18 protein-coding genes are annotated in these 18,993 nt (G+C 53.9%); 4 read left to right on the top strand and 14 right to left on the bottom strand.

Translation table 11 applies throughout. The features are described 5' to 3' along the window. Positions 1–71: 71 nt before the first annotated feature. From MWU63_RS18220 to MWU63_RS18190, 7 genes are all read right to left on the bottom strand, one after another. Positions 72–704, bottom strand: coding sequence for a tyrosine-type recombinase/integrase (locus tag MWU63_RS18220; RefSeq protein ID WP_247079232.1), 633 nt, complete (start codon positions 702–704; stop codon positions 72–74). Between the two features lie 420 nt (positions 705–1,124). Next, the gene (locus MWU63_RS18215) at positions 1,125–2,036 is read right to left on the bottom strand and encodes an N-carbamoyl-D-amino-acid hydrolase (protein ID WP_247079230.1); all 912 of its coding nucleotides are present in this window, start codon (positions 2,034–2,036) and stop codon (positions 1,125–1,127) included. Between the two features lie 2 nt (positions 2,037–2,038). Next, on the bottom strand, positions 2,039–3,268 hold the full coding sequence (locus MWU63_RS18210; RefSeq protein WP_247079228.1) for a Zn-dependent hydrolase: 1,230 nt from the start codon (positions 3,266–3,268) through the stop codon (positions 2,039–2,041). Next, entirely contained in the window at positions 3,265–4,509 is a 1,245-nt protein-coding gene (locus MWU63_RS18205) for a diaminopropionate ammonia-lyase (protein WP_247079226.1), read from the bottom strand. The genes MWU63_RS18210 and MWU63_RS18205 overlap by 4 nt, the downstream gene beginning before the upstream one ends. Positions 4,510–4,586: 77 nt before the next feature. Next, the gene (locus MWU63_RS18200; protein ID WP_247079224.1) at positions 4,587–5,624 is read right to left on the bottom strand and encodes a DctP family TRAP transporter solute-binding subunit; all 1,038 of its coding nucleotides are present in this window, start codon (positions 5,622–5,624) and stop codon (positions 4,587–4,589) included. A gap of 32 nt (positions 5,625–5,656) precedes the next feature. Further along, complete coding sequence (locus tag MWU63_RS18195) at positions 5,657–6,940, bottom strand: TRAP transporter large permease (RefSeq protein WP_247079222.1); 1,284 nt, start codon at positions 6,938–6,940, stop codon at positions 5,657–5,659. Positions 6,941–6,942: 2 nt separating this feature from the next. Then, the gene (locus tag MWU63_RS18190; RefSeq protein WP_247079221.1) at positions 6,943–7,473 is read right to left on the bottom strand and encodes a TRAP transporter small permease; all 531 of its coding nucleotides are present in this window, start codon (positions 7,471–7,473) and stop codon (positions 6,943–6,945) included. A gap of 109 nt (positions 7,474–7,582) precedes the next feature. On the opposite strand from MWU63_RS18190, the gene MWU63_RS18185 reads away from it, so the two are divergent. Together MWU63_RS18185 and MWU63_RS18180 are read left to right on the top strand one after the other, a co-directional pair. Continuing rightward, positions 7,583–8,452, top strand: coding sequence for a MurR/RpiR family transcriptional regulator (locus MWU63_RS18185; protein ID WP_247079219.1), 870 nt, complete (start codon positions 7,583–7,585; stop codon positions 8,450–8,452). Positions 8,453–8,815: 363 nt separating this feature from the next. Further along, positions 8,816–9,241, top strand: a complete 426-nt coding sequence (locus MWU63_RS18180) for a recombinase family protein (protein ID WP_247079217.1) — start codon at positions 8,816–8,818, stop codon at positions 9,239–9,241. A 347-nt stretch (positions 9,242–9,588) separates the two neighbouring features. On the opposite strand, the gene MWU63_RS18175 is transcribed toward MWU63_RS18180, so the two are convergent. From MWU63_RS18175 to MWU63_RS18160, 5 genes are all read right to left on the bottom strand, one after another. Continuing rightward, the gene (locus MWU63_RS18175) at positions 9,589–9,813 is read right to left on the bottom strand and encodes a hypothetical protein (protein ID WP_247079215.1); all 225 of its coding nucleotides are present in this window, start codon (positions 9,811–9,813) and stop codon (positions 9,589–9,591) included. Next, positions 9,776–9,901, bottom strand: a complete 126-nt coding sequence (locus tag MWU63_RS20410; protein WP_281496596.1) for a hypothetical protein — start codon at positions 9,899–9,901, stop codon at positions 9,776–9,778. Before MWU63_RS20410 ends, MWU63_RS18175 begins: the two co-directional genes overlap by 38 nt. 152 nt (positions 9,902–10,053) lie before the next feature. Continuing rightward, complete coding sequence (locus tag MWU63_RS18170; protein WP_247079213.1) at positions 10,054–10,737, bottom strand: TetR/AcrR family transcriptional regulator; 684 nt, start codon at positions 10,735–10,737, stop codon at positions 10,054–10,056. Between the two features lie 3 nt (positions 10,738–10,740). Then, positions 10,741–12,288 carry a trimethylamine methyltransferase family protein gene (locus MWU63_RS18165; RefSeq protein ID WP_213889029.1) on the bottom strand — a complete coding sequence of 516 codons (1,548 nt, stop codon included), beginning with the start codon at positions 12,286–12,288 and terminating at the stop codon, positions 10,741–10,743. Beyond that, entirely contained in the window at positions 12,285–14,690 is a 2,406-nt protein-coding gene (locus MWU63_RS18160; RefSeq protein WP_213889034.1) for an FAD-dependent oxidoreductase, read from the bottom strand. Before MWU63_RS18160 ends, MWU63_RS18165 begins: the two co-directional genes overlap by 4 nt. 341 nt (positions 14,691–15,031) lie before the next feature. Between MWU63_RS18160 and MWU63_RS18155 the strand changes: the two genes are divergently transcribed. Both MWU63_RS18155 and MWU63_RS18150 read left to right on the top strand, forming a co-directional pair. Beyond that, positions 15,032–16,102, top strand: a complete 1,071-nt coding sequence (locus MWU63_RS18155) for a phosphotransferase (RefSeq protein WP_247079211.1) — start codon at positions 15,032–15,034, stop codon at positions 16,100–16,102. Positions 16,103–16,355: 253 nt separating this feature from the next. After that, the gene (locus MWU63_RS18150) at positions 16,356–17,351 is read left to right on the top strand and encodes a zinc-dependent alcohol dehydrogenase family protein (protein WP_213889041.1); all 996 of its coding nucleotides are present in this window, start codon (positions 16,356–16,358) and stop codon (positions 17,349–17,351) included. A 32-nt stretch (positions 17,352–17,383) separates the two neighbouring features. Here MWU63_RS18150 and MWU63_RS18145 read toward each other — a convergent pair whose 3' ends face one another. Further along, positions 17,384–18,040 (bottom strand): alpha/beta family hydrolase, encoded by a 657-nt coding sequence (locus MWU63_RS18145; RefSeq protein ID WP_213889042.1) that lies wholly within the window; start codon positions 18,038–18,040, stop codon positions 17,384–17,386. A gap of 462 nt (positions 18,041–18,502) precedes the next feature. Continuing rightward, complete coding sequence (locus MWU63_RS18140; RefSeq protein ID WP_247079210.1) at positions 18,503–18,940, bottom strand: host attachment protein; 438 nt, start codon at positions 18,938–18,940, stop codon at positions 18,503–18,505. Between the last annotated feature and the right edge of the window lie 53 nt (positions 18,941–18,993).

The following is an 18,993-nucleotide window of genomic DNA, read 5'->3' as shown; positions in this document are numbered from 1 at the left end:
TTCAAAGCTATCTAATTTTCATGCGCCTAGCTCTCGCCACAAGGGGCCGCCTGTGAAGACGACCCTTCGATCTAGATTTCAACAGCTTCCGCTATCACCAACGCATCTTCCAATTCGACGCCAAGATATCTGACTGTGCTGTCCATTTTGGTGTGCCCAAGTAATAGTTGGACAGCGCGCAGGTTGCCGGTCTTCTTGTATATTTGTGAAACTTTAGTGCGTCGCATCGAATGTGTGCCATATGAACTCGGCTCCAAGCCGATCGACTTCACCCATCCGCGAACCAAGCGCGCATATTGGCGCGTTGAAATATGCAGGCGTTCATGGAACCGACCTGGCCAAAGAAATTCGGAACCGATCATCAAGGACTCACCCATCCATCGCTGGAGCGATTTTCGAGTTCCTTCGGTGATTTCGAAACAAACGGGTTTCTGCGTCTTGCTTTGAATGATGGATGTACGTTCTTTGATCTGCCCAGCGACAAAGACATCTGCCACCTTCAACTTGACCAGATCGCAGCCACGGAGCTTGCTGTCGATGGCCAGATTGAACAGCGCCAGTTCGCGGTGATTGTTCGCGATTTCAAGCCGGACTCGAATTGCCCAGACATGCTTAGGGAGCAGCGGTCTCTTTTGACCGACGATGCGACCCTTGTTCCATGCGGGATGGCAAGCACGAACGGCAGGTAAATTTGATATATGCATGATAGTTCCTCCGGTCCACCACACCCCGCCTCAACGCCAACCCGACGTTGGCAATTCAGGATAGCATGTTGAGATGCCGTCGCGGAGAAGGTTGGGTGAGAGCCCAAACCTCGGAATGTTGCAATACGCCTCATTAGCGGCAGTCCGCTCAGAGCGGATACTCTATCCCGCGTATACGCCGCGGTTGCAGTTTTTTTCCGCTGCCGCGAACGGAAAACTAAATCCCACCTGACGCATTTTATGTTTACCTTGAGTAGACGAAACGCTCCCAATCTGCACCAAACGACAAGTGAACAATCACAATGGTGTTTGCAGGAGAACCTATGTCCCGTTTAATCCGCGATCGCTGACATTTACCCCAGTCAGTGATAAAATCGCTTAACCGGTTTGCGATGCACACGGTGTTAGCATTTCAAGGCGTCAATTGGTCTTCCGGACGATTTCTGCGTACTCTTCCGGCTGACGATGCAGTGCAAAGTCGAACACGTTGCGCCGGATTTCGGCGCAGCGATCCAGATCGATTGTTGCTGTGATTACTTCGTCGCCGACGGTCGCGGTCTTAGCTAAGATTTCTCCGGTGGGTGCCACGATGATGCTGCCCCCAATCAGGTCGCAATTCTCTTCGCGGCCGGCCTTGGCAACAGAGATCGCCCACAAGCCATTCTGGTAGGCGCCTGCCTGAGCAGATAACTCGTTATGGAAATACTGCAGATGATCGTGTTCCGGTGCTGGCGGATAGTGCAAGGGCGTGTTGTAGCCCAGTACAACCAGTTCGGCGCCTTTCAGGCCAAGAACCCGCCAGGTTTCGGGCCAACGACGGTCATTGCACAGACACATGCCGACCTTGCCGCCAAATGCGTCATATACGGGAAAGCCTATGTCACCTTTTTCGAAGTACCGCTTTTCAAGATGTTGGAAGGGGCGCCACTCTTCGTTTTCGCTATGCCCGGGGAGATGAATCTTACGGTATTTTCCGATAATTTCACCCGTGTCGCCCACAAGGATCGACGTGTTGAAAAACCGCCCTTCTGGCGTCAGTTCGCCATAGCCAAGATAGAAGCCGATCCCCAGGTGAGCGGCCTCAGCAAAGAGCGGCTGCGTCTCGGTCGACGGCATTTCGGTTTCGAACCACTTGGCCAGTTCTGCTTCATCCTCAATGTACCAGCGCGGGAAAAACGTGGTCAGTGCCAGTTCTGGGAAAACCACAAGCGTCGCCCCGCGGGCGTGCGCCTCCCGCATCATATCGATCATGCGGGCGACAGCGGAACTGCGTGGCTCATCCGCTGCGATAGGTCCCATCTGTGCGGCAGCAGCGATAAATTGTCGGGTCATTTCTACTCTCCCAAAAGTTCGAGGGCAACATTCAGAAGAATACGACCACCAGCGGTTAGATCATCAGGCTCTGTATGTTCTGCTATGTTATGGCTTAGCCCGCCGGCGGAAGGGACGAACACCATTGCCGTCGGACAGTTGGGAGCGAACATCTGCGCATCGTGACCAGCCCCGGACGGCATGCGTCGCACGCTGTGGCCGAGATCTCGAGCGGCCTGCTCAATCCGCGAAACAAGTGCATCATCAAATTCAACCGGATCGAACCGGGCAAGGGTGCGCGCCTCGACCTTGCATCCTTCGTCTCTGGCAAATCGGGCCGCGGCTTCGGCCAGGCGTGTTTCGGCGGCAATCAGCTTGTCGTTGTCAGTGTTGCGCAGATCGACAGTCAGCTTTGCCTCAAGAGGGACCACATTCACCAAGTTCGGATTGAGTTCAAACGTACCAACCGTAGATACCTGGGGGGGACCAAACTCATCGGCAATTGCGCGCGCTTCGCAAGCAATTCTGGCTGCGACGACACCGGCGTCATGACGCATCGCCATCGGGGTCGTGCCCGCATGGTTTGACTGTCCAGTCACAGTATATTCTGTCCAGGAAATGCCCTGTACGCCGGTCACGGCGCCGATCTGGATGCCTTCCTGCTCCAGAACCGGGCCCTGTTCGACATGATATTCCAGGAAGGCAGCCGGTGTCAGGTTTTTGACCGACACATTGCCCGCATACCCGATGCGCTCCAGCTCTTCGCCCAGAACCGTTCCGTCGATACCAACAGTCGCAAGGCATTCGTCCAAATCCAAAGCACCTTGATGGACGCCTGACCCCAGCATGTCCGGCGCGAACCGCGCGCCTTCCTCGTTGGTGAAGGCGCCAACCGCTAGTGGTTTTTGGGTTCGGAGATCTGCGTCGTTCAGCGCCGCAACAACCTCTAACCCAGCCATTACGCCAAGTACGCCATCGTAAAGACCGCCGGTTGCCACACTGTCAATGTGTGAGCCGATCATCACTGGCGGGCCGTCTTCGATGCCTTCGCGGATACCCCAGATGTTACCAATCTTGTCGATTGAAACCTCTAGGCCCAATTCCTTCATCCAGCGGACCAGCAGGTCGCGCCCGGCCTTGTCAGCATCGGTTAGTGCAAGACGGCAAACGCCGCCTCCGTGCAGAGCGCCCTTTTCGCCCAACCGTTTCAACCGGTCTAGAAGGCGTTCCCCATTGAAGACCGGTTTGTTCATGCCTGACCCTTTCGAACGGTCTGAGCGTCCGCACCGATGAGTTCACGGTACAGGTCGGCATCGGTGTCGCCCTCTGTGCCGAACACCATGATGCGGGATTGGGTGTCGATTCTAAGCTCTGAACACGCATCGTCATCCACCGAAACTGCAAACAGCGCGGCCAATCCCGCAACAGCGGACTCACCCGCCACAACCGCAGGATCACCCCCTTCAGGGCGTGCCAGACTGCGCATCATTTTAACTGCAGCGTCATCGGGAACCGAAATGGCGGCATCACCATGAGTGGACAGGATTTGCCAGGCCAGTGCTGAAACTTCTCCGCAGGCCAGACCGGCCATAAGCGTATCGAGGTCGCCGGTTACGGCAGTCGGCTCTCCGGCTCGGTAACTGTCAACCCAGCAGGCGGATTCATCAGGGTCTGCAAGAACAATTTTTGGCCTTGAGCCTCCCCAGCGCCGCTTTGCCTGAGCTGTTACTGCTGCGGCCATTCCGCCAACACCGGTTTGCAGGAAAATGTGCGTGGGGGGCTGAGCGACCTGATCGAACGCCTCACTAGCCATCAGCTCATAACCCTGCATCACATCTTTGGGCACTTCCATGTAACCCGGATACGACGTGTCTGAGACTACGAACCAACCTTCTCTGCTAGCGGTTTCCTGAGCCTCACGCACAGAGTCATCATAGTTTCCGGCACAGCGGCGCACTTCGGCACCGAAGTGCTCGATGGCCGTCTTGCGCCCGTCGGAAACCGTGGCATGGATGAAGATCACGCAATTGCACCCAAAGGTCTGCGCGCCCCAGGCGACGGAGCGGCCATGGTTGCCGTCAGTTGCGCAGCAAACGGTGATCTCGCTTGTGACATCGTCGTGTTTGCGGCCAACAATGTCGGCCATCACAACGTCCTGTCCGAGACGCGTGGACACTTCACGTTGGAGCTGACGCGCGACGGCATAGGCCCCACCCAGAGCCTTGAAACTGCCCAGACCGAACCGTTCGGATTCGTCCTTATAAGAAATCGAAGCAACGCCTGCCGCTTGCGCGAGTGCTGGCAATTCGTGGAGCGGCGTTTCCGTATAACCGGGCCAGGTTGAAATCGTCTGGCGCGCGGCGTCGAACGCATTGTCGTTCAGAATCGCATCCTGCACTTCCGTCCAGTCAGCCTCAGAAGACGCACCGGAATTGAGCACCAGAGTAAAGGGACATTCTACAGCGGTTTCGCGCCGCACAAATTCACGTGTCATTCGTTACCTCAAGTGATTGCCCGGAGGCAGGACACCTCCGGGTTTTGGTGACGCTGCCGCGGGCGCCGGGGAAGCGATCAGAACGCGGCTTTCTCTTCTTCAACCGACGCCAGAAGTGCATCCAGCATTTCGACACCAGCGGCGCCGTATTGCTCTTCGATCAGGGCACGGACTGCGGGCTGAGCTGCCTCGGCGAACTTGGCTTGCTCGGCAGGCGGAACAACGTTCACTTCCATTCTTTCGGCCAATGCGGGTAGACCACGATCAGACGCCTCGATGACGCGGCTCATGGCGCGACCGGATTCCGTGGCCACTTCGGCGGCCCAGTTTACCAGGTTTTTGTGCTCGTCCGACAAACCAGCATAAAAGTCGGCATTCATCGACCAGATATAGGGCGTGATCACGTGGTTGGTGATCGACAGGTATTTTTGTACCTCGTCGAACTTGGCAAATGCAATGACCGGAATCGGGTTCATCTGACCGTCTGCAACACCAGTTTGCAAAGCGGTATAGACCTCGGCCCAAGGCAGGGGTGTCGGCTGGCCGCCCAGCGAGGACACGATCGCCTCATGCGTCGGCAAGGTCATGGTGCGGATGCGAAGGCCTTCCATGTCTTCAACGCTGGTGATCGGGTTTTTGGAGTTGGTGAAAGCGAAGAACCCTCCCGAGTCCAGCAGGCCCAGTACTTTGAGACCAGTGGCACCTTCAAGATCGCCGATAAATTTCTGACCAAATGTCGAATCCTTGGACATGACCCGGCTGGCCACACCGATATTCGGGAAGGCGAAAGGAATGTCGAACACGCCGACCAAATTGTAGTGCTGAGCGATACCACCCGATGAGGAAATCGTGCTTTCAACGATGCCAGCGCGGACCTGCTCGATCACTTCGTTGTCTTTGCCCAGCTGGCCGTTGGGGAACAGCTGCACTTCGATCTCGCCGTTCGAGTTTGACTCGACCAGGCTTTTGAAAACCGCTGCCATCGTACCGGAATGGCTTTGGAACGGGTCATCTGGATTTAGATGTGCCAAACGAATGGTCACATCCGCGGCAAGTGCCTGAGTGGCCAGAACGGCCGCAGCAAGCCCGAAGCTCATTGTTTTGAATAGTTTCATTTCATACTCCCTGTTTGGTGGTTTGATGCTGTTCAGAGACCGAACAGCCGTGGAATGAAGAGGGTCAGGTCCGGCCAGAAGGCGATCAGGAACAGGATCGCGACTTCCGCCAGAATAAAGGGCCACAGCTCACGCGTGATGGATTCAACCTTTTCGCCGGTAACCGAAGATAAGACGAACAGACAAGCGCCGACTGGTGGCGTCATCAACGAGATATTAAGCGCGAGAATAATCATGATCCCGGCGTGAACCGGTTCCATGCCAAGCTGAACCGTCAGAGGTGCCAGAACCGGAGCCAGAATGATCAGCGTCGCATTGATATCCATCACCAGACCGATCACAAGCAATAGCAAAATGATCAACCCGATAACGATCTGCGGATTGTCGGACACGGCAAGCAGGCCAGCAGCAATGGACTGTGGAATTCTATTGAACGTCATCCACCAGCCCAGAATCGTGGCCGAGGCAATAATCAAAAAGATAATCCCGGTGATGCGCGTCGTGCGAACCGCAATCTGATACAGATCCTGCCACGAGAGTGCGCGGTAAAGAACGCCGCCAACGAACAAAGAATATGCCACGGCGATGGCGGCGGCCTCTGTAGGCGTCGCAAATCCGAACAGGATTGATCCCAGGATAAAGACAGGTAGCAGTGCAGCAAGAAACCCTTCGCGTAAGGCCGCGGCCACGGCACAGAGCGAGGGCCGACCTTCACCCTTAGGCAGGTTCTTGCGCTTTGCGGTTAGCGCGATCAAAGTCATGCAAACAACGCAAATCAACAGCCCTGGTAATATGCCTGCGGCGAACAGTCCGGCGATCGAAACCCCCATGATCGAGCCATAGATAATCGCCAGGGTTGATGGCGGTATGGTCGGCCCGATGATTGATCCCGCAGCGGTCACTGCACAGGCGTAAGACCGCGTGTACCCGGCCTTTTCCATCGCAGGCACCAGTGTGTTGCCAAAAGCCGCTGCGTCGGCGGTGGCCGACCCGGTGATCCCTGCAAACATCACTGACGCCACCATGTTGGAATGCGCCATTCCGCCCCGTAGCCAGCCAACCAACGCATCAGCCAGTTTAACCAGCCCCGCAGTGATACCCGAACGGTTCATGATTTCGCCTGCCAGAATGAAGAACGGCATGGCCAGGAACGGAAATAAATCCAGACCGGCAAAAACGCGATCCGGTGCCATCGTCATAAACCGAGGCCCCATGTCCAGAATTCCGACGACACCCGCAACACCAATGGAAATTCCCACCGGCATGCCAAGGGCCATCAAGCCAAAGAAAGCGATTGCGACAAGATATACGCCCACGGTCAATCCTTTAGGTCAGGGGTTGTTGCAACCAGAGTTTCGGGGCTGGTTTTGGCAAAAAAATCATGCAGGCCCATCAGCGCAAGCTGCAGACACGCGATGGCGGCAGCCAATGGAACGCCAACAAAAACATATCCCTTTGGGATTGCGTAGATCATCGTCAATCGCGAGAAACCGCGTTCGACAAAACCCAACCCGTACCAGAATAGAACGAAAAAAAATGCAAATCCCATGACATCAAATGCCACCGCCATCCATCTTCGCATCGAAGATGGCATCCGCTCGAAGATGAAGGCAACGCCGATGTGCTCGCGATAAGCAATACCGCTTGAGACAGCCAGCAATGCCATCCATATCATCAGATATCGAGCCAGTTCTTCGGTAAAGGTCAGCGGCAGCGGGATCACATAGCGAACCAACACGCCCAACCAAACATCAAGCACCAGCACCACAAGCAAAGCCACACAAACACGCTCAACAATCCAGTTGACGCGCATGCTCCAAAGCTTGGCTGACTGTGCAATGTCGATCATTTGTGGCATGCCCCCAAGGAAAGAACGAATCCTTTCTATTGATGTTATGATGAAATTGTTTTTTCATCATGTCAAACAAAACTAAAATTTATTTGCACACGAGGTCTGAATGTCTGATGCAACATCTTCCCCCGCCAGCCCATCGCTGACACAACGCATTCATAAAGTGTATGGCGAGCTTCCAAACGGAGAGCGCCGGGCAGCAGACAAAGTCCTCGACATGCCGGGCGAGCTTGCCATCTGGTCAGCATCGGAATTGGCAAAACAGGCCAAGGTTTCCAACGCCACGATCTCCCGATTCGTAAGACGGCTTGGATATCAGACTTATGAAGAAGCACGACGTGATGCTCGGGCAATGCGTGCCGTCGGATCACCGCTCTATCTGGCGGAACGACCGGACCTCGCAGACAAGCCGGGAGGATTGCACGAAATAGTTTCGACGGAAACGTCGCTGTTGAAATCGTCCTATTCTCTTATCGACCCCAGCGTACTAGACGACATAGCGGCGCATCTTGCCAAAGCACGTCGCGTGCGATTTGCCGGGTTCCGGAACAGCTTTGTTGCGGCTGAGTATGGTCGTTCGCTCGTGGCGCAGTTCCGGACTGGCGTCGAGATGCTGAATGCCCCCGGCCAAACTCTCGCGGAGGGGATTGCCAACGTATCTGCTGGTGACATTGTTGTCATTGTCGGGCTGCGCAGACGCCCTGCTGATTTTGAGAAGTTCGTGAAGGCTGTGAGTGCAACCAATGCCGATGTTGCCTTGCTATCCGATCCCAGCATCCGTGAGGCTCCCGCGATGGCGAGATGGAACCTCACTTGCCTGGTTGAAACGTCCCAATCACTTGATTCCTATGCCGGTGCAATTTCTGTTTTGCGGCTGCTTGCACTCGCCTCAATGAAACATCTCGATGCGGAAGCACGCCGACATCTAGAAAAGATTGAGGCGATCCACGAGTCTTTGGGCGAATTGGACAGGTAGCAATGGATTTGCTGCAACCCTACAATATCCTTAGAAAACAGGCAAGATGATCCGGATCGTACGGCCTGTGAAGTCGAACAAAAGGTTCATGACAATTAGGTGACCTTGAGCGTGCGTACTTGCCGCAAATTGTTACACTCGACTGTGTCACTAGCTCAATGATTTTAACATATATAGAGACTTAGAAATGTCGGTAGTTTGTTCCGGAATCGTTTGGTTTCAACACCCGAAAAGCAAGACATCCTGACGCTAATGAGCATGAAGTGAAAGTCTGGAAAATCCGCGATCCGGGCCCTAGGTTTAAGAAGAATTGTGCTGGCGCAGTGAATGGCCGGTTCGGCAGGCTGCACCGCAGCATCGTAATTGCGCGATGAATGGCAGGAATGGGCCGTCTTTCCCACTTCGCCACAGAAAACGAACGGCGGTTTCGTCCACACAGCGACGGTTAGAGCCTATCGCACACAAGGTCCGTTCTCCCTGTCAATCCGGTCTTTGGACACTGCCAGATTGTCCCCTGTTTGCTCGCAGGTACTGTTGTTCCACATAACCAGTGCAATCGCTCAGTTCGAGCGTGACAGATTAACAGAGCGTCGCTCAGTGGGGATAGCGAAGGCGAAGGCTGAGGGGCGATACAAAGGCCGTGTGCCGACCGCACAGCGGAAAGCTCCTGAAGTATTGGATTTCTACAAACGAGGCTTCAAACCCGACGAAATCGCCACGCTGGCCAAAGTGTCGCGTGCTTCAGTCTACCGTATTTTGAAAGATCATCGTGACGGGCAGTCAATGTAGGATCACGGCTAACGCCGTCCATCCCTTGCACCCGGCACACCACCTCAGCAGACACACAATCTCAATGAAAACGATAACAGGCTGACTTACCGCCCGCGTCAGCGGGAATAAATATTTAAAAACTAAAGTTTACTGGGACCCATCTAAGGGGTACCCGCATAGGCTGTATTCGGGTTGGTAGCTGAGAGCCTACCACTGAATCGAAAAACTGAACCTAAACATCTGCCCGTGTTCCAATCGTGAATCGCCGCCAAAAATATTATACAAAAATCAGCAAACTATACCACGACAGTAGTTGAAGAAACTAAGCGCCGTTTCCGATCAAGCTATAGAGTCTGGGGTTAAGATCAAGCCGCGTCGTAACCTTCAACAACAGCTCCTTTTACTAAGTCGCGGGCGAATTTTTTTGCGGCTCTCAAGCTTTGTTTGTAGTCATCAGCAGCCATTGACAAGGATTCTGGAGTAGTTGCTCGATCCAAATCGTCAGCAGTCCAATCTTCTGCAAGGCGCTTACTCAAAGCAAAGCAGGCGTGTTCAGCCGCATTCTTTGAACTTAGCCAGATCTGCGTCATTCGGAAGCCCCAGATAATCGGCCCAGTCCTGCCAGTAATGATAGCCTTCCCAGGCGAAGGCCGTTCCGTCGAAGGTTGAATAATGCATTCTGATGATTGCGCAGGATCCAGCGGTCGAGCCATGGCCAATCTGTGAATTTCAATCGAGCGACAAGGTCTTCCAACCCGCTTTGGCCATTTCAAACGCAATGGCAGTGCCTATCACACCTGTCCCGATGATGAGAGCATCATAGCTATCTTTCATGACAATTCTCCCTTGCTGGCGGCCATCGCATAGGCCACCGCGCCTTCAATTTCAGACTGCAGCGGCACGCGCCCGGTGAAACCAAGCAGATATTCCGCAATGCGATCGGACCGTTCTTCCATCGTTTCCTGTAAATCGGCGGCGTAGTAACCGATTTGCATGTAGTAGAGGATACGCGCACGCGTGGTTGCTTCTTTCGTTTCGTAACCGTAGCGCGCGTACATTTCCGACAAGACGGCTAACCGCCGCTGATCAGATTGGTCGAGCAGACGGCGAACCTTTCCTGATCTGCGGGACCATTCCCGAATAGCAAAATCAAGCTGCGGATCAAAAAGCTTTGGATTTACAAAGCACTTGAAGACGTTGCAGACCGCCCCCGTAATCGTTTCAGCCGGGCTTTCGGCCTGATTAATCATGGCTGCAGTGTTGGTTTGTTGCCAATGGTCAAGCAACGCATCAAGCAGATCTTGCCGGCTTTTGAAATACCAGTAAAAACTTGATCTGGAGACACCCAGCCTTTCGCCGAGTGTTAGCACCTTAACCTGTTCAACCCCATCACTGACCAGAATATCCATTGCGACGTTCAGCCAATCTTGCCGGGTGACTTTGATATTGCCGACCAGGGGCTTTTTTCCGGGGTCATCCCGATGCAAGAGTGTCGTCACTTTTGAATTGGTCATGGTTCAGCTTTCTGGCAGTGCGCCGCCTTCTTTCGTCCGCTTTTCGATATAGTTTCGCAACGCCTCTGCACGGCTAAGGTCAACATCGGGGCCTGCTCCATGCTCAAGAATGTTTTTCCAAATACCCGTTGCCCTTGTTGTTGTGTCAACAGCGCCACGTTCGGTCCAGGTGCCAAAATTCGAAAGGTCACTGACCAGAGGTTCATAAAATTCAGTCTTGTATCGCGCGCGCGTGTGGGCAACCCCAAAGAAATGCCCTCCGGGTTGCACCTCTGCTAGTGCTTCCAGCGCAATGTCGCTCGCATCTGCACCAGTGTCTGCGCAAAGCTCTGCTACCATTTGCAAAACTTCCACATCCGTAATGAGCTTTTCGTAAGAAACGGTTAGCCCTCCTTCAAGCCAACCTGCTGAATGAATGACGACGGTGGCACCTGCCAAAAGACATCCCCAGATACCGAACTGAGTTTCATTGGCGGCCTGCACATCGCTTAGGTTTGCCGCACTTCCGCTGGCGCAGCGCCAGGGCAGCCCCAACATACGCGCAAGCTGCCCCGCAGCTAACGAGGCTTTGAAGTGTTCGGGTGTGCCAAACGCAGGTGCACCAGATTTCATATCGACATTTGACGTAAAGGTACCATAGCAAACCGGGGCTCCGGGCCTTGCCAGTTGCGCAAGGGTAATCGCGGCCAACGCCTCTGCATGGCTAAGCGTAATTGCCCCGGCCACAGTGATCGGCGCCATGGCACCCATCAATGTAAAGGGTGTTATAATTGAGACCTGCCCGCCACGGGCAAAATCGATAATCCCTTGTGCCATCGGAACGTCTATCTGGCGCGGGGAGTTCGTGTTGATGATCGTATAGCTATGGGCCCCATCGTGAAACGCGTCGTCAGAAAGTCCGCGAAAATCGCGGAGCATTTCAAAGCATTCCAAGACCTGCGGGGTCCCGCGGGAAAAGATAAATGGCACTTTATCTGAAAGCGTTAGCTGCGCGTCCATCGTCGCATAGTGACGAAGGTTCATCGGAACATCTTGCGGCTCTATAAGCGGCGGAACCATGTGGAACACATCAAAATGCTGGGTTAGCTTTGTTAGTTCGCGAAAGTCACGCTCTGTGCCGGGGCGACGCCCCCGTTCCAGATCTGTCGCATGCGGGGCACCTGCGCCGGGCTGAAAAACCAGATTTCCTATTTCCAGCTTTATATCACGTGTCGGGGCACCTCCGGACATTGGAATGGATCTGGGGGCAGATTCCAGCGCGGCGAAAACCATGTCGCGTCCGATGCGCACCATTTCAGTGCTCTCGTCCACAATAGCGCCACCCCCGCGATAAATCACCCGGGCTTCTGGCAGCAGCACTTTGAGACCGAGAGTCTCCAAAACCTCCAATGCTGCTTCGTGCATTGCAGCGATCCGGTCCGCCGAAAATATATCCATCGGCGGGAAGGGATTGCGCAGGTTGCGATAGTTAACTTTGCGACGCGGTGTTGCGCCATCTTGGCGGCTGCGCCTTCGTCTCGTTTTTGGGGGCAAGGCGGCGCTCTCAGTCATCCCCGCATGGCCTTTCCTTCAGGGTCAAAGGGCGAAGCAGGTATGACGCGTGCCTTGCGTTCAACCCCGACCACGTGAACTGATAACTCTGAACCTTCAGCGGCGACATCCGAGTTCACCAGCGCCATGGCCAATGATTTGCCAACCGTATGACCATAGCCGCCCGAGGTTACAAAACCGGCTTGGACACCATCGTTCCATATCGGCTCATACCCGCTCGCGTCAGCATCACCGGTATCAACTTCCAAAGTGACCTGAACTTGGGCAGGTCCTTTGCCGTCGCGTTCTGCTATTGCAGCGTCCCGTCCAATGAACGCTTCTTTTTCCCAGTCGATCCAGCGATCCATCGCTGTCATGCCGGGGGTGTAGCCTTGCGTGAATTCAGCCGACCAGATGCCAAAGCTTTTTTCAAGGCGCAGACTAAGCAACGCATTAAACCCGTATTCGCGAATGCTTTCTTCAGCGCCAGCCTGCAAAAGCGCCCGACGCAGGGCGATATGATCACCCATCCGGCAGTTGATCTCAAAGCCAAGTTCGCCCGCAACGGACATGCGGGCCACCTTTGCGCGGATCAAACCGATGTCAAAGGCACCGCACCCCATGAACGCCAGATTGCCGATAGAGCCTTCTGTCAGTTTTTCAATCACCGCGCGTGATTTTGGCCCCGCCAGCGAGAACCCGGCGGTATCTTCCCCCAAATCACGTAAAGTCACACCGTCTTCCATGTGGTCGGTGAACCAGCGCATGTGCCATGCTCGAAGGTAGTATGACCCCATGATCCACCATGTTCCGCCACCCCAGTTGAACAGGGTCAGGTCACCCTTCAGCCGACCATCATGACCCAGCATGACGGCAAGTCTTGCGCGCCCCGGTTTCGGTAATTTCGTTGAAAACATCCGGTTCAGCCAGCTTTCGGCGTTTGGCCCGCTGACCTCAAACCGGGAAAATCCGGAGATGTCCAATAGGCCCACACCATTGCGCACTGCTTTGCATTCCTTCGCGACAATATCGAATGCGTTAGACCGTTTCAGTGAGGGGGTTTCTTCAAACCCCTTTTCCGCAAAATAAAGTGGTACTTCGAGATCCCAGCTTGCCCCCCACTTGCAGCCCGCTTCTGTCATCTCGGAATGTGCCGGGGTCATCTTCAGCGGACGGCCCGCAGGAAGTTGTTCGTTAGGATAGGTCATCACGAAGCGACGGGTATAAAACTGCCCGGTGGTTTCCTTGATGTACTGCTTGTTTTCCGCAAACACGCCGTAGCGCGCAACGTCCATGCCATAAACATCCGCTTCGGGTTCGCCGTGGATCATCCATTCCGCAAGGCTTTTGCCAACGCCACCACCTTGCAGGAAACCAGCCATCACGGCGCAGGCGCTCCAGTATCCGCGCTTGCCGGGGACCGGACCAACCAATGGATTGCCGTCAGGCGAGAAGGTGAAGGCACCGTTGACCCATGTTTTAACGCCGACATCCTGCAAACAGGGGTAGCGTTCAAACCCCATGATCAATTCTTTTTCTATCCGGTCCGTATCTTCCTGAAACAGCTCCATGCCGTAATCCCAAGGCGCACCGTCCATCGCCCAATGTTCGTGGTTGATTTCGTATATGCCAAGCAGCAAACCCTTTTGATCCTGACGCATATAGGTGAAACCTTCGAGATCCACGGTCATCGGCACTTCGAAGTCCAGTTCTTCGAGCGCCGGTATAGTGTCGGATACGAGGTAATGGTGCTTTAACGGCGAGACTGGCAATTCAACCCCTGCCATGCGCCCAATCTGTTTGGCCCAGAGGCCGCCGGCGTTGACCACATGTTCGCAAGAAATCGTGCCCTTTTCAGTCACAACTTCCCAGCCTTCCAGCGTCTGGTTCAGTTCCAGAACACGGTTGTGTTCGATCACTTCGGCGCCGTTCTTTTTGGCGGCGCCGGCATAGGCATGCACGGTACCAGTGGTGTCGATGTAACCTTCGCGGTCGGCCCACATACCGCCCAGCAAGCCTTCGGTCGACATAATTGGGTTCAGTTCCCCCGCCTCTTTTGGTGTAACAAGGCGGCAGTCGTCGATACCGATGGATTGAAACACGCGATAAGCTGATTGCAGCCATTCCCAACGATCAGGCGTTCCTGCCATGGTTAGGCCGCCTGTCATGTGCAGGCCGATGTTCTGGCCGCTCTCTTCTTCGATTTTTGGTAGCAGGTCGATCGTATAGGCCTGAAGCGCAGCAATATTCGGGTCGGCGTTCAGTGCATGAATACCACCCGCCGCGTGCCAGGACGACCCGGCCGTCAGAACAGAACGTTCGATCAGGCAAACATCCGACCAGCCCATTTTCGCCAGATGATAAAGAATGGAAGACCCAACCACCCCACCGCCGATAACCACAACCCGATAATGTGATTTCATTTTTTTCTCCCTGTCGAACACTCTGGACAATTGTGTCCAATTCTAAGTGATAGGGTGTCAATTTTGGAGATTCGTCAACAAAATTTTAGATAACGAACTGATCGCAGACGCTCTTATGACTGTCCCAAAGTACACATGATCCCGAGAGTTGACTGAAATCACTATTCTAGAAATGACACTACTCGTCGGTTGAAACCGATACTTTTGGGTTTTCAATTTCACATTTCAAAGCCTCATTTGCGCCTTGGTCTTTCAGAAAGGGCGCTGTATTTGTGAATGGGTCGCGGCAAGTGTGTTGAGACTACTTCAGATTCAGAAGTATAATTTCCAGGGGCTTGGATGTGGGTTTGCACGCGCAACGAAACTCTCAAGAAGGTCTACACGATCCGATGATCACTTTGTCTGGGCAAAACGCTGCATTCCTCGCAAACATGGGTGTTAAAGCAGAGGGCTGGCGTCAGTTACCGGCTGATGCATCCTCGCGCCGGTATTACCGAAACTCGGAAACGCCGTTTGGCCCAGCGCTTTTGATGGTGACAGGCGCCGAGGCTCCTGAATTCAAGGCCTATGTCCAAATTGGCCGACACCTTGAAAATCTTGGGCTGTCCGCGCCCCAAATTTATGCTGAAGACGCCTCGCTCGGACTGGCGTTAATCGAAGACTTTAGCGACCAAACTTACACAAAGCTTTTAAATGACGGTTGGGACGAAGCAGCGCTCTATGAACTGGCGATCGATGTGCTTGCGACGTTGCACGAGCACCCCAAAGCAACCGGTGTTGTAGTGCCCTTCTACGATATGGAACCCCTGATCAAAGAAGCAAACCTGCTGTCAGAATGGTTCGCGCCGGAGGCTCAGCGCGACGCCAATCTCGTTACGTTTGGTGCGCAATACGAGGCGCTATGGCGCGATGCCCTCAGCGATGTGGCCGCGCGGCAAGACACGCTCGTTCTTCGTGATTTTCATGTGGACAACCTGATACTTCTTAACGACCGCTCTGGTGCGGCATGTTGCGGGTTGCTCGATTTTCAGGACGGATTAATCGGGTCATTTGCTTATGATGTCATGTCACTGGCGCAGGATGCCCGGCGCGACTTGTCAGACGGGCTGGAAAGCCATCTGCTTCAACGCTACTTCAATCTTCGACCCGAACTGGATCAGAAATCGTTCCTGCAAGACTTTTACATTTTGGCAGCACAGAGGCACGCAAAAGTCGCCGGAATATTTTTGAGGCTTAGTCGACGCGACGGGAAAGATACTTACCTTAGACATATTCCGCGGGTTTTACGGTTGCTTGACCGTGCATTACACGCCGCAGGTCTGGATGAATTGAAAGAGTTTCTGGATACTTCTCTGCCGGGATGGCGCGATTTCAAACCGGCGCCAAACCCAAAGGGTACGATTAATTCCTGATCTCAGAATTCCAAGCCGAAATCTTACCTCGCACTGCCGATCTTAGCCTGCAGATGGACGACTATCGCTAACGCTTCAGAGCCCAGGAAATATACTTACTTACATCAAAAACATCAGACATCAAATTAGTACCCAGCGCGACCGACGCGATCTTTTGGAAAGAAAGAACGGTTTAGGTTTATTTTGATCCCCGTCAATTTTGTGCAAGGGCGTAGCATGTAATCTGTTTCCGGGTAGATTTAGGGGAACACTTATGCGCGCAATGGTTTTACACGCTGCAAATTCAAAGCTCCGGCTTGAACACGTCGCACGTCCATCCCTCAGACCCAATCAGGTTCAAATCAAGGTTGAAGCCTGCGGCGTTTGCAGAACCGATCTTCATATTGTTGATGGTGAATTGACCAAGCCCACCCTGCCCCTGATCCCCGGCCATGAAATTGTCGGACGGGTTGTTGCGATAGGCAAAGAAGCATCCGGTGTTCGCGTTGGCCAGCGCGTCGGTGTTCCCTGGCTTGGCCACACGTGCGGAACCTGCAACTATTGCATTAGCGATAAGGAAAACCTCTGCGATAACCCGGGTTTTACGGGGTACACATTAAACGGAGGGTTCGCCGAAGAATGCATAGCAGATGCGCGGTTTGTTTTCCCGCTGCCGGAAAATGCGGACCCTGTAGCGCTGGCACCATTGCTTTGTGCGGGCTTGATTGGATATCGCAGCCTCAGGCTGGCAGGCGATGCGAAGCGGCTCGGGATTTATGGCTTTGGGGCAGCAGCGCACATAATAGCGCAGGTAGCTGTTTGGCAGGGGCGTGAAATCTATGCGCTGACACGGCCAGGTGACATTGCTGCGCAGGATTTTGCTAGACAGATCGGCGCTGTCTGGGCTGGAGGCTCAGACGAAGCACCGCCCACATTGCTCGATGCTGCACTGATCTTCGCCCCGGTCGGGGCGCTTGTGCCCAAAGCGCTTAAAGCGCTGTGCAAGGGCGGGCGCGTCGTCTGTGGTGGCATTCACATGAGCGATATTCCTGCGTTTCCCTATACGGACTTGTGGAACGAGAGGCATATAATGTCTGTTGCGAATCTAACGCGGCAGGACGGTGAAGAGTTCTTTCCCCTGGCTGAAAAGGCATGTGTGCAAACAGTGACACAAGCGTATCCGCTGGAAGACGCAAATCGTGCACTCGATGATCTGAAGCACGGTCGATTACAGGGAGCAGCGGTACTAGTCCCGAACTTTGGCACATGAATCCATGCATTCTGCCAGACGACGAACAATCACTATTCTGCCGTAGATTTTGCAAAACTTCTTACAAACCAATCGGCAGCCAAATCTACCACTGAGTCCAGAGTTCCCGGTTCTTCGAATAAATGAGTCGCGTGCGGGACGAGGGTCATCTTGTGGTCACAAGTAAACTGATGCGCAGCATCTTCATTCAGCTTTATCACCTGATAGTCCGCCCCCCCGACTATAAGAAATGTGGGTGCCGTGACTTTAGAAAGCTCCGCACCAGCAAGATCAGGACGACCTCCGCGCGAGACAACAGTGACAATCAACTCCTTTTGCCAAGACGCCGCGACAAGCGCGGCTGCAGCACCAGTGCTCGCGCCAAACAAACCCATCTTTAACTGTGAAAGCTCGGGTTGATCGCGGACCCATTCAATTGCTTCTAACAAGCGTCCGCTGAGCAGCGGGATATCGAATACCTTCTCTCGATCAGCCGCCTCCGCTTCAGTCAGTAAATCGAAAAGCAAAGTCGCAATGTTGCGTTCGGCCAAACGATCCGCAACATAATTGTTGCGCGGACTCAGGCGGCTGCTGCCAGCACCATGTGCAAAAACAACAAGACCGAGTGCGTCATCGGGCAATCTAAGAATGCCTTCCTGTGATTTACTCCCAAGGATAACATTACGTTTTTCAATTTTTACATTGTTCAAGGTGATTTACTCCTAACTCGGCCAGATGAAGCTGCGAAACTTATTTCTGCTTACTCCGATACGGCGGGCGAATTATTGGCGTTCAGAACAGCGCCCTGCCAAAAATTAATCGCATACAAAGTTACTGGCTGCGTCCGATCAAGGTCTGACTTTTATCAAACCTCTCGAAATTCAGGCGGAGGATCCACTGGTTGCGGGATCTCCGGCGTTGGTGGCTGCGGGTAAGGCTCCGTAGGTGAAGGATCTTCATTAGGTTGAGGTTCGGGAACAGGGTCTACCGGTTGGGGGGCCTCAGGTGTAGGAGGCTCCGGCGTTTCCTGGGCTTCTAAAAGGATGTGGTGTGCATCAGCTATTCGAGATGGCGCAACGACAAACGCCACCGTTTGATCTTGTCCAAATTCTAACATGTTCGCAAATTGCCTTTCCATTTCACCACCCTCTTATGGTTCTCCTGTTTGATGTTCAGGCAGCAATAACGTCTTCAAGATGATCCGAGAGGTCCTCAATCGGGATATGCGTCAAGTCTTTGGCGACTTCAGCAAACACTTTGTCTTTTAGAGAACCTTTGATGGCTGCACGCAACGTTCCGAGCATATGCGGTGCAGCAACGAGTATCAGCCGATCAAACGCGGACTTGCGCAAGCCATCTTCCAGTCGCCCGATGAGCGTCGCAGCAAAACTGGCTTCCGCCTGTCGTTTCGGGTCTGGCTGAGCAACAGCTGACTTTCCGTGCCCAAAACGGCTGTGTCCCATGCCGGGTTCATCAGAGTACTCGGCGGGAGGTTCGCTTTCAAAAGTCATGCCTTCGAGTGCTGCAAACCCCTTGCCCGGCCCTTCGTTCACAACCACTCGTGCAACGCCCGCATTTGCAAGAATGACCCACGTCACAGTCGGTTTCATAGTCTTTCTCCTAACGTTGTCTCGCAGCTACAAAATGCGCCAACTCAACGAAG

It is taken from the genome of Pseudohalocynthiibacter sp. F2068 (genome assembly GCF_023015645.1).
Taxonomy (GTDB): domain Bacteria; phylum Pseudomonadota; class Alphaproteobacteria; order Rhodobacterales; family Rhodobacteraceae; genus Pseudohalocynthiibacter; species Pseudohalocynthiibacter aestuariivivens.
This window is presented reverse-complemented; position numbering and strand designations above follow the sequence as displayed.

What these genes read in the sequence shown, in the direction of transcription:
- MWU63_RS18220 (WP_247079232.1), bottom strand. Translation starts at nt 704, where the DNA reads ATGCATATATCAAATTTACCTGCCGTTCGTGCTTGCCATCCCGCATGG.
- MWU63_RS18215 (WP_247079230.1), bottom strand. Translation starts at nt 2,036, where the DNA reads ATGACCCGACAATTTATCGCTGCTGCCGCACAGATGGGACCTATCGCA.
- MWU63_RS18210 (WP_247079228.1), bottom strand. Translation starts at nt 3,268, where the DNA reads ATGAACAAACCGGTCTTCAATGGGGAACGCCTTCTAGACCGGTTGAAA.
- MWU63_RS18205 (WP_247079226.1), bottom strand. Translation starts at nt 4,509, where the DNA reads ATGACACGTGAATTTGTGCGGCGCGAAACCGCTGTAGAATGTCCCTTT.
- MWU63_RS18200 (WP_247079224.1), bottom strand. Translation starts at nt 5,624, where the DNA reads ATGAAACTATTCAAAACAATGAGCTTCGGGCTTGCTGCGGCCGTTCTG.
- MWU63_RS18190 (WP_247079221.1), bottom strand. Translation starts at nt 7,473, where the DNA reads ATGATCGACATTGCACAGTCAGCCAAGCTTTGGAGCATGCGCGTCAAC.
- MWU63_RS18185 (WP_247079219.1), top strand. Translation starts at nt 7,583, where the DNA reads ATGTCTGATGCAACATCTTCCCCCGCCAGCCCATCGCTGACACAACGC.
- MWU63_RS18175 (WP_247079215.1), bottom strand. Translation starts at nt 9,813, where the DNA reads ATGACGCAGATCTGGCTAAGTTCAAAGAATGCGGCTGAACACGCCTGC.
- MWU63_RS20410 (WP_281496596.1), bottom strand. Translation starts at nt 9,901, where the DNA reads ATGCATTATTCAACCTTCGACGGAACGGCCTTCGCCTGGGAAGGCTAT.
- MWU63_RS18170 (WP_247079213.1), bottom strand. Translation starts at nt 10,737, where the DNA reads ATGACCAATTCAAAAGTGACGACACTCTTGCATCGGGATGACCCCGGA.
- MWU63_RS18165 (WP_213889029.1), bottom strand. Translation starts at nt 12,288, where the DNA reads ATGACTGAGAGCGCCGCCTTGCCCCCAAAAACGAGACGAAGGCGCAGC.
- MWU63_RS18160 (WP_213889034.1), bottom strand. Translation starts at nt 14,690, where the DNA reads ATGAAATCACATTATCGGGTTGTGGTTATCGGCGGTGGGGTGGTTGGG.
- MWU63_RS18150 (WP_213889041.1), top strand. Translation starts at nt 16,356, where the DNA reads ATGCGCGCAATGGTTTTACACGCTGCAAATTCAAAGCTCCGGCTTGAA.
- MWU63_RS18140 (WP_247079210.1), bottom strand. Translation starts at nt 18,940, where the DNA reads ATGAAACCGACTGTGACGTGGGTCATTCTTGCAAATGCGGGCGTTGCA.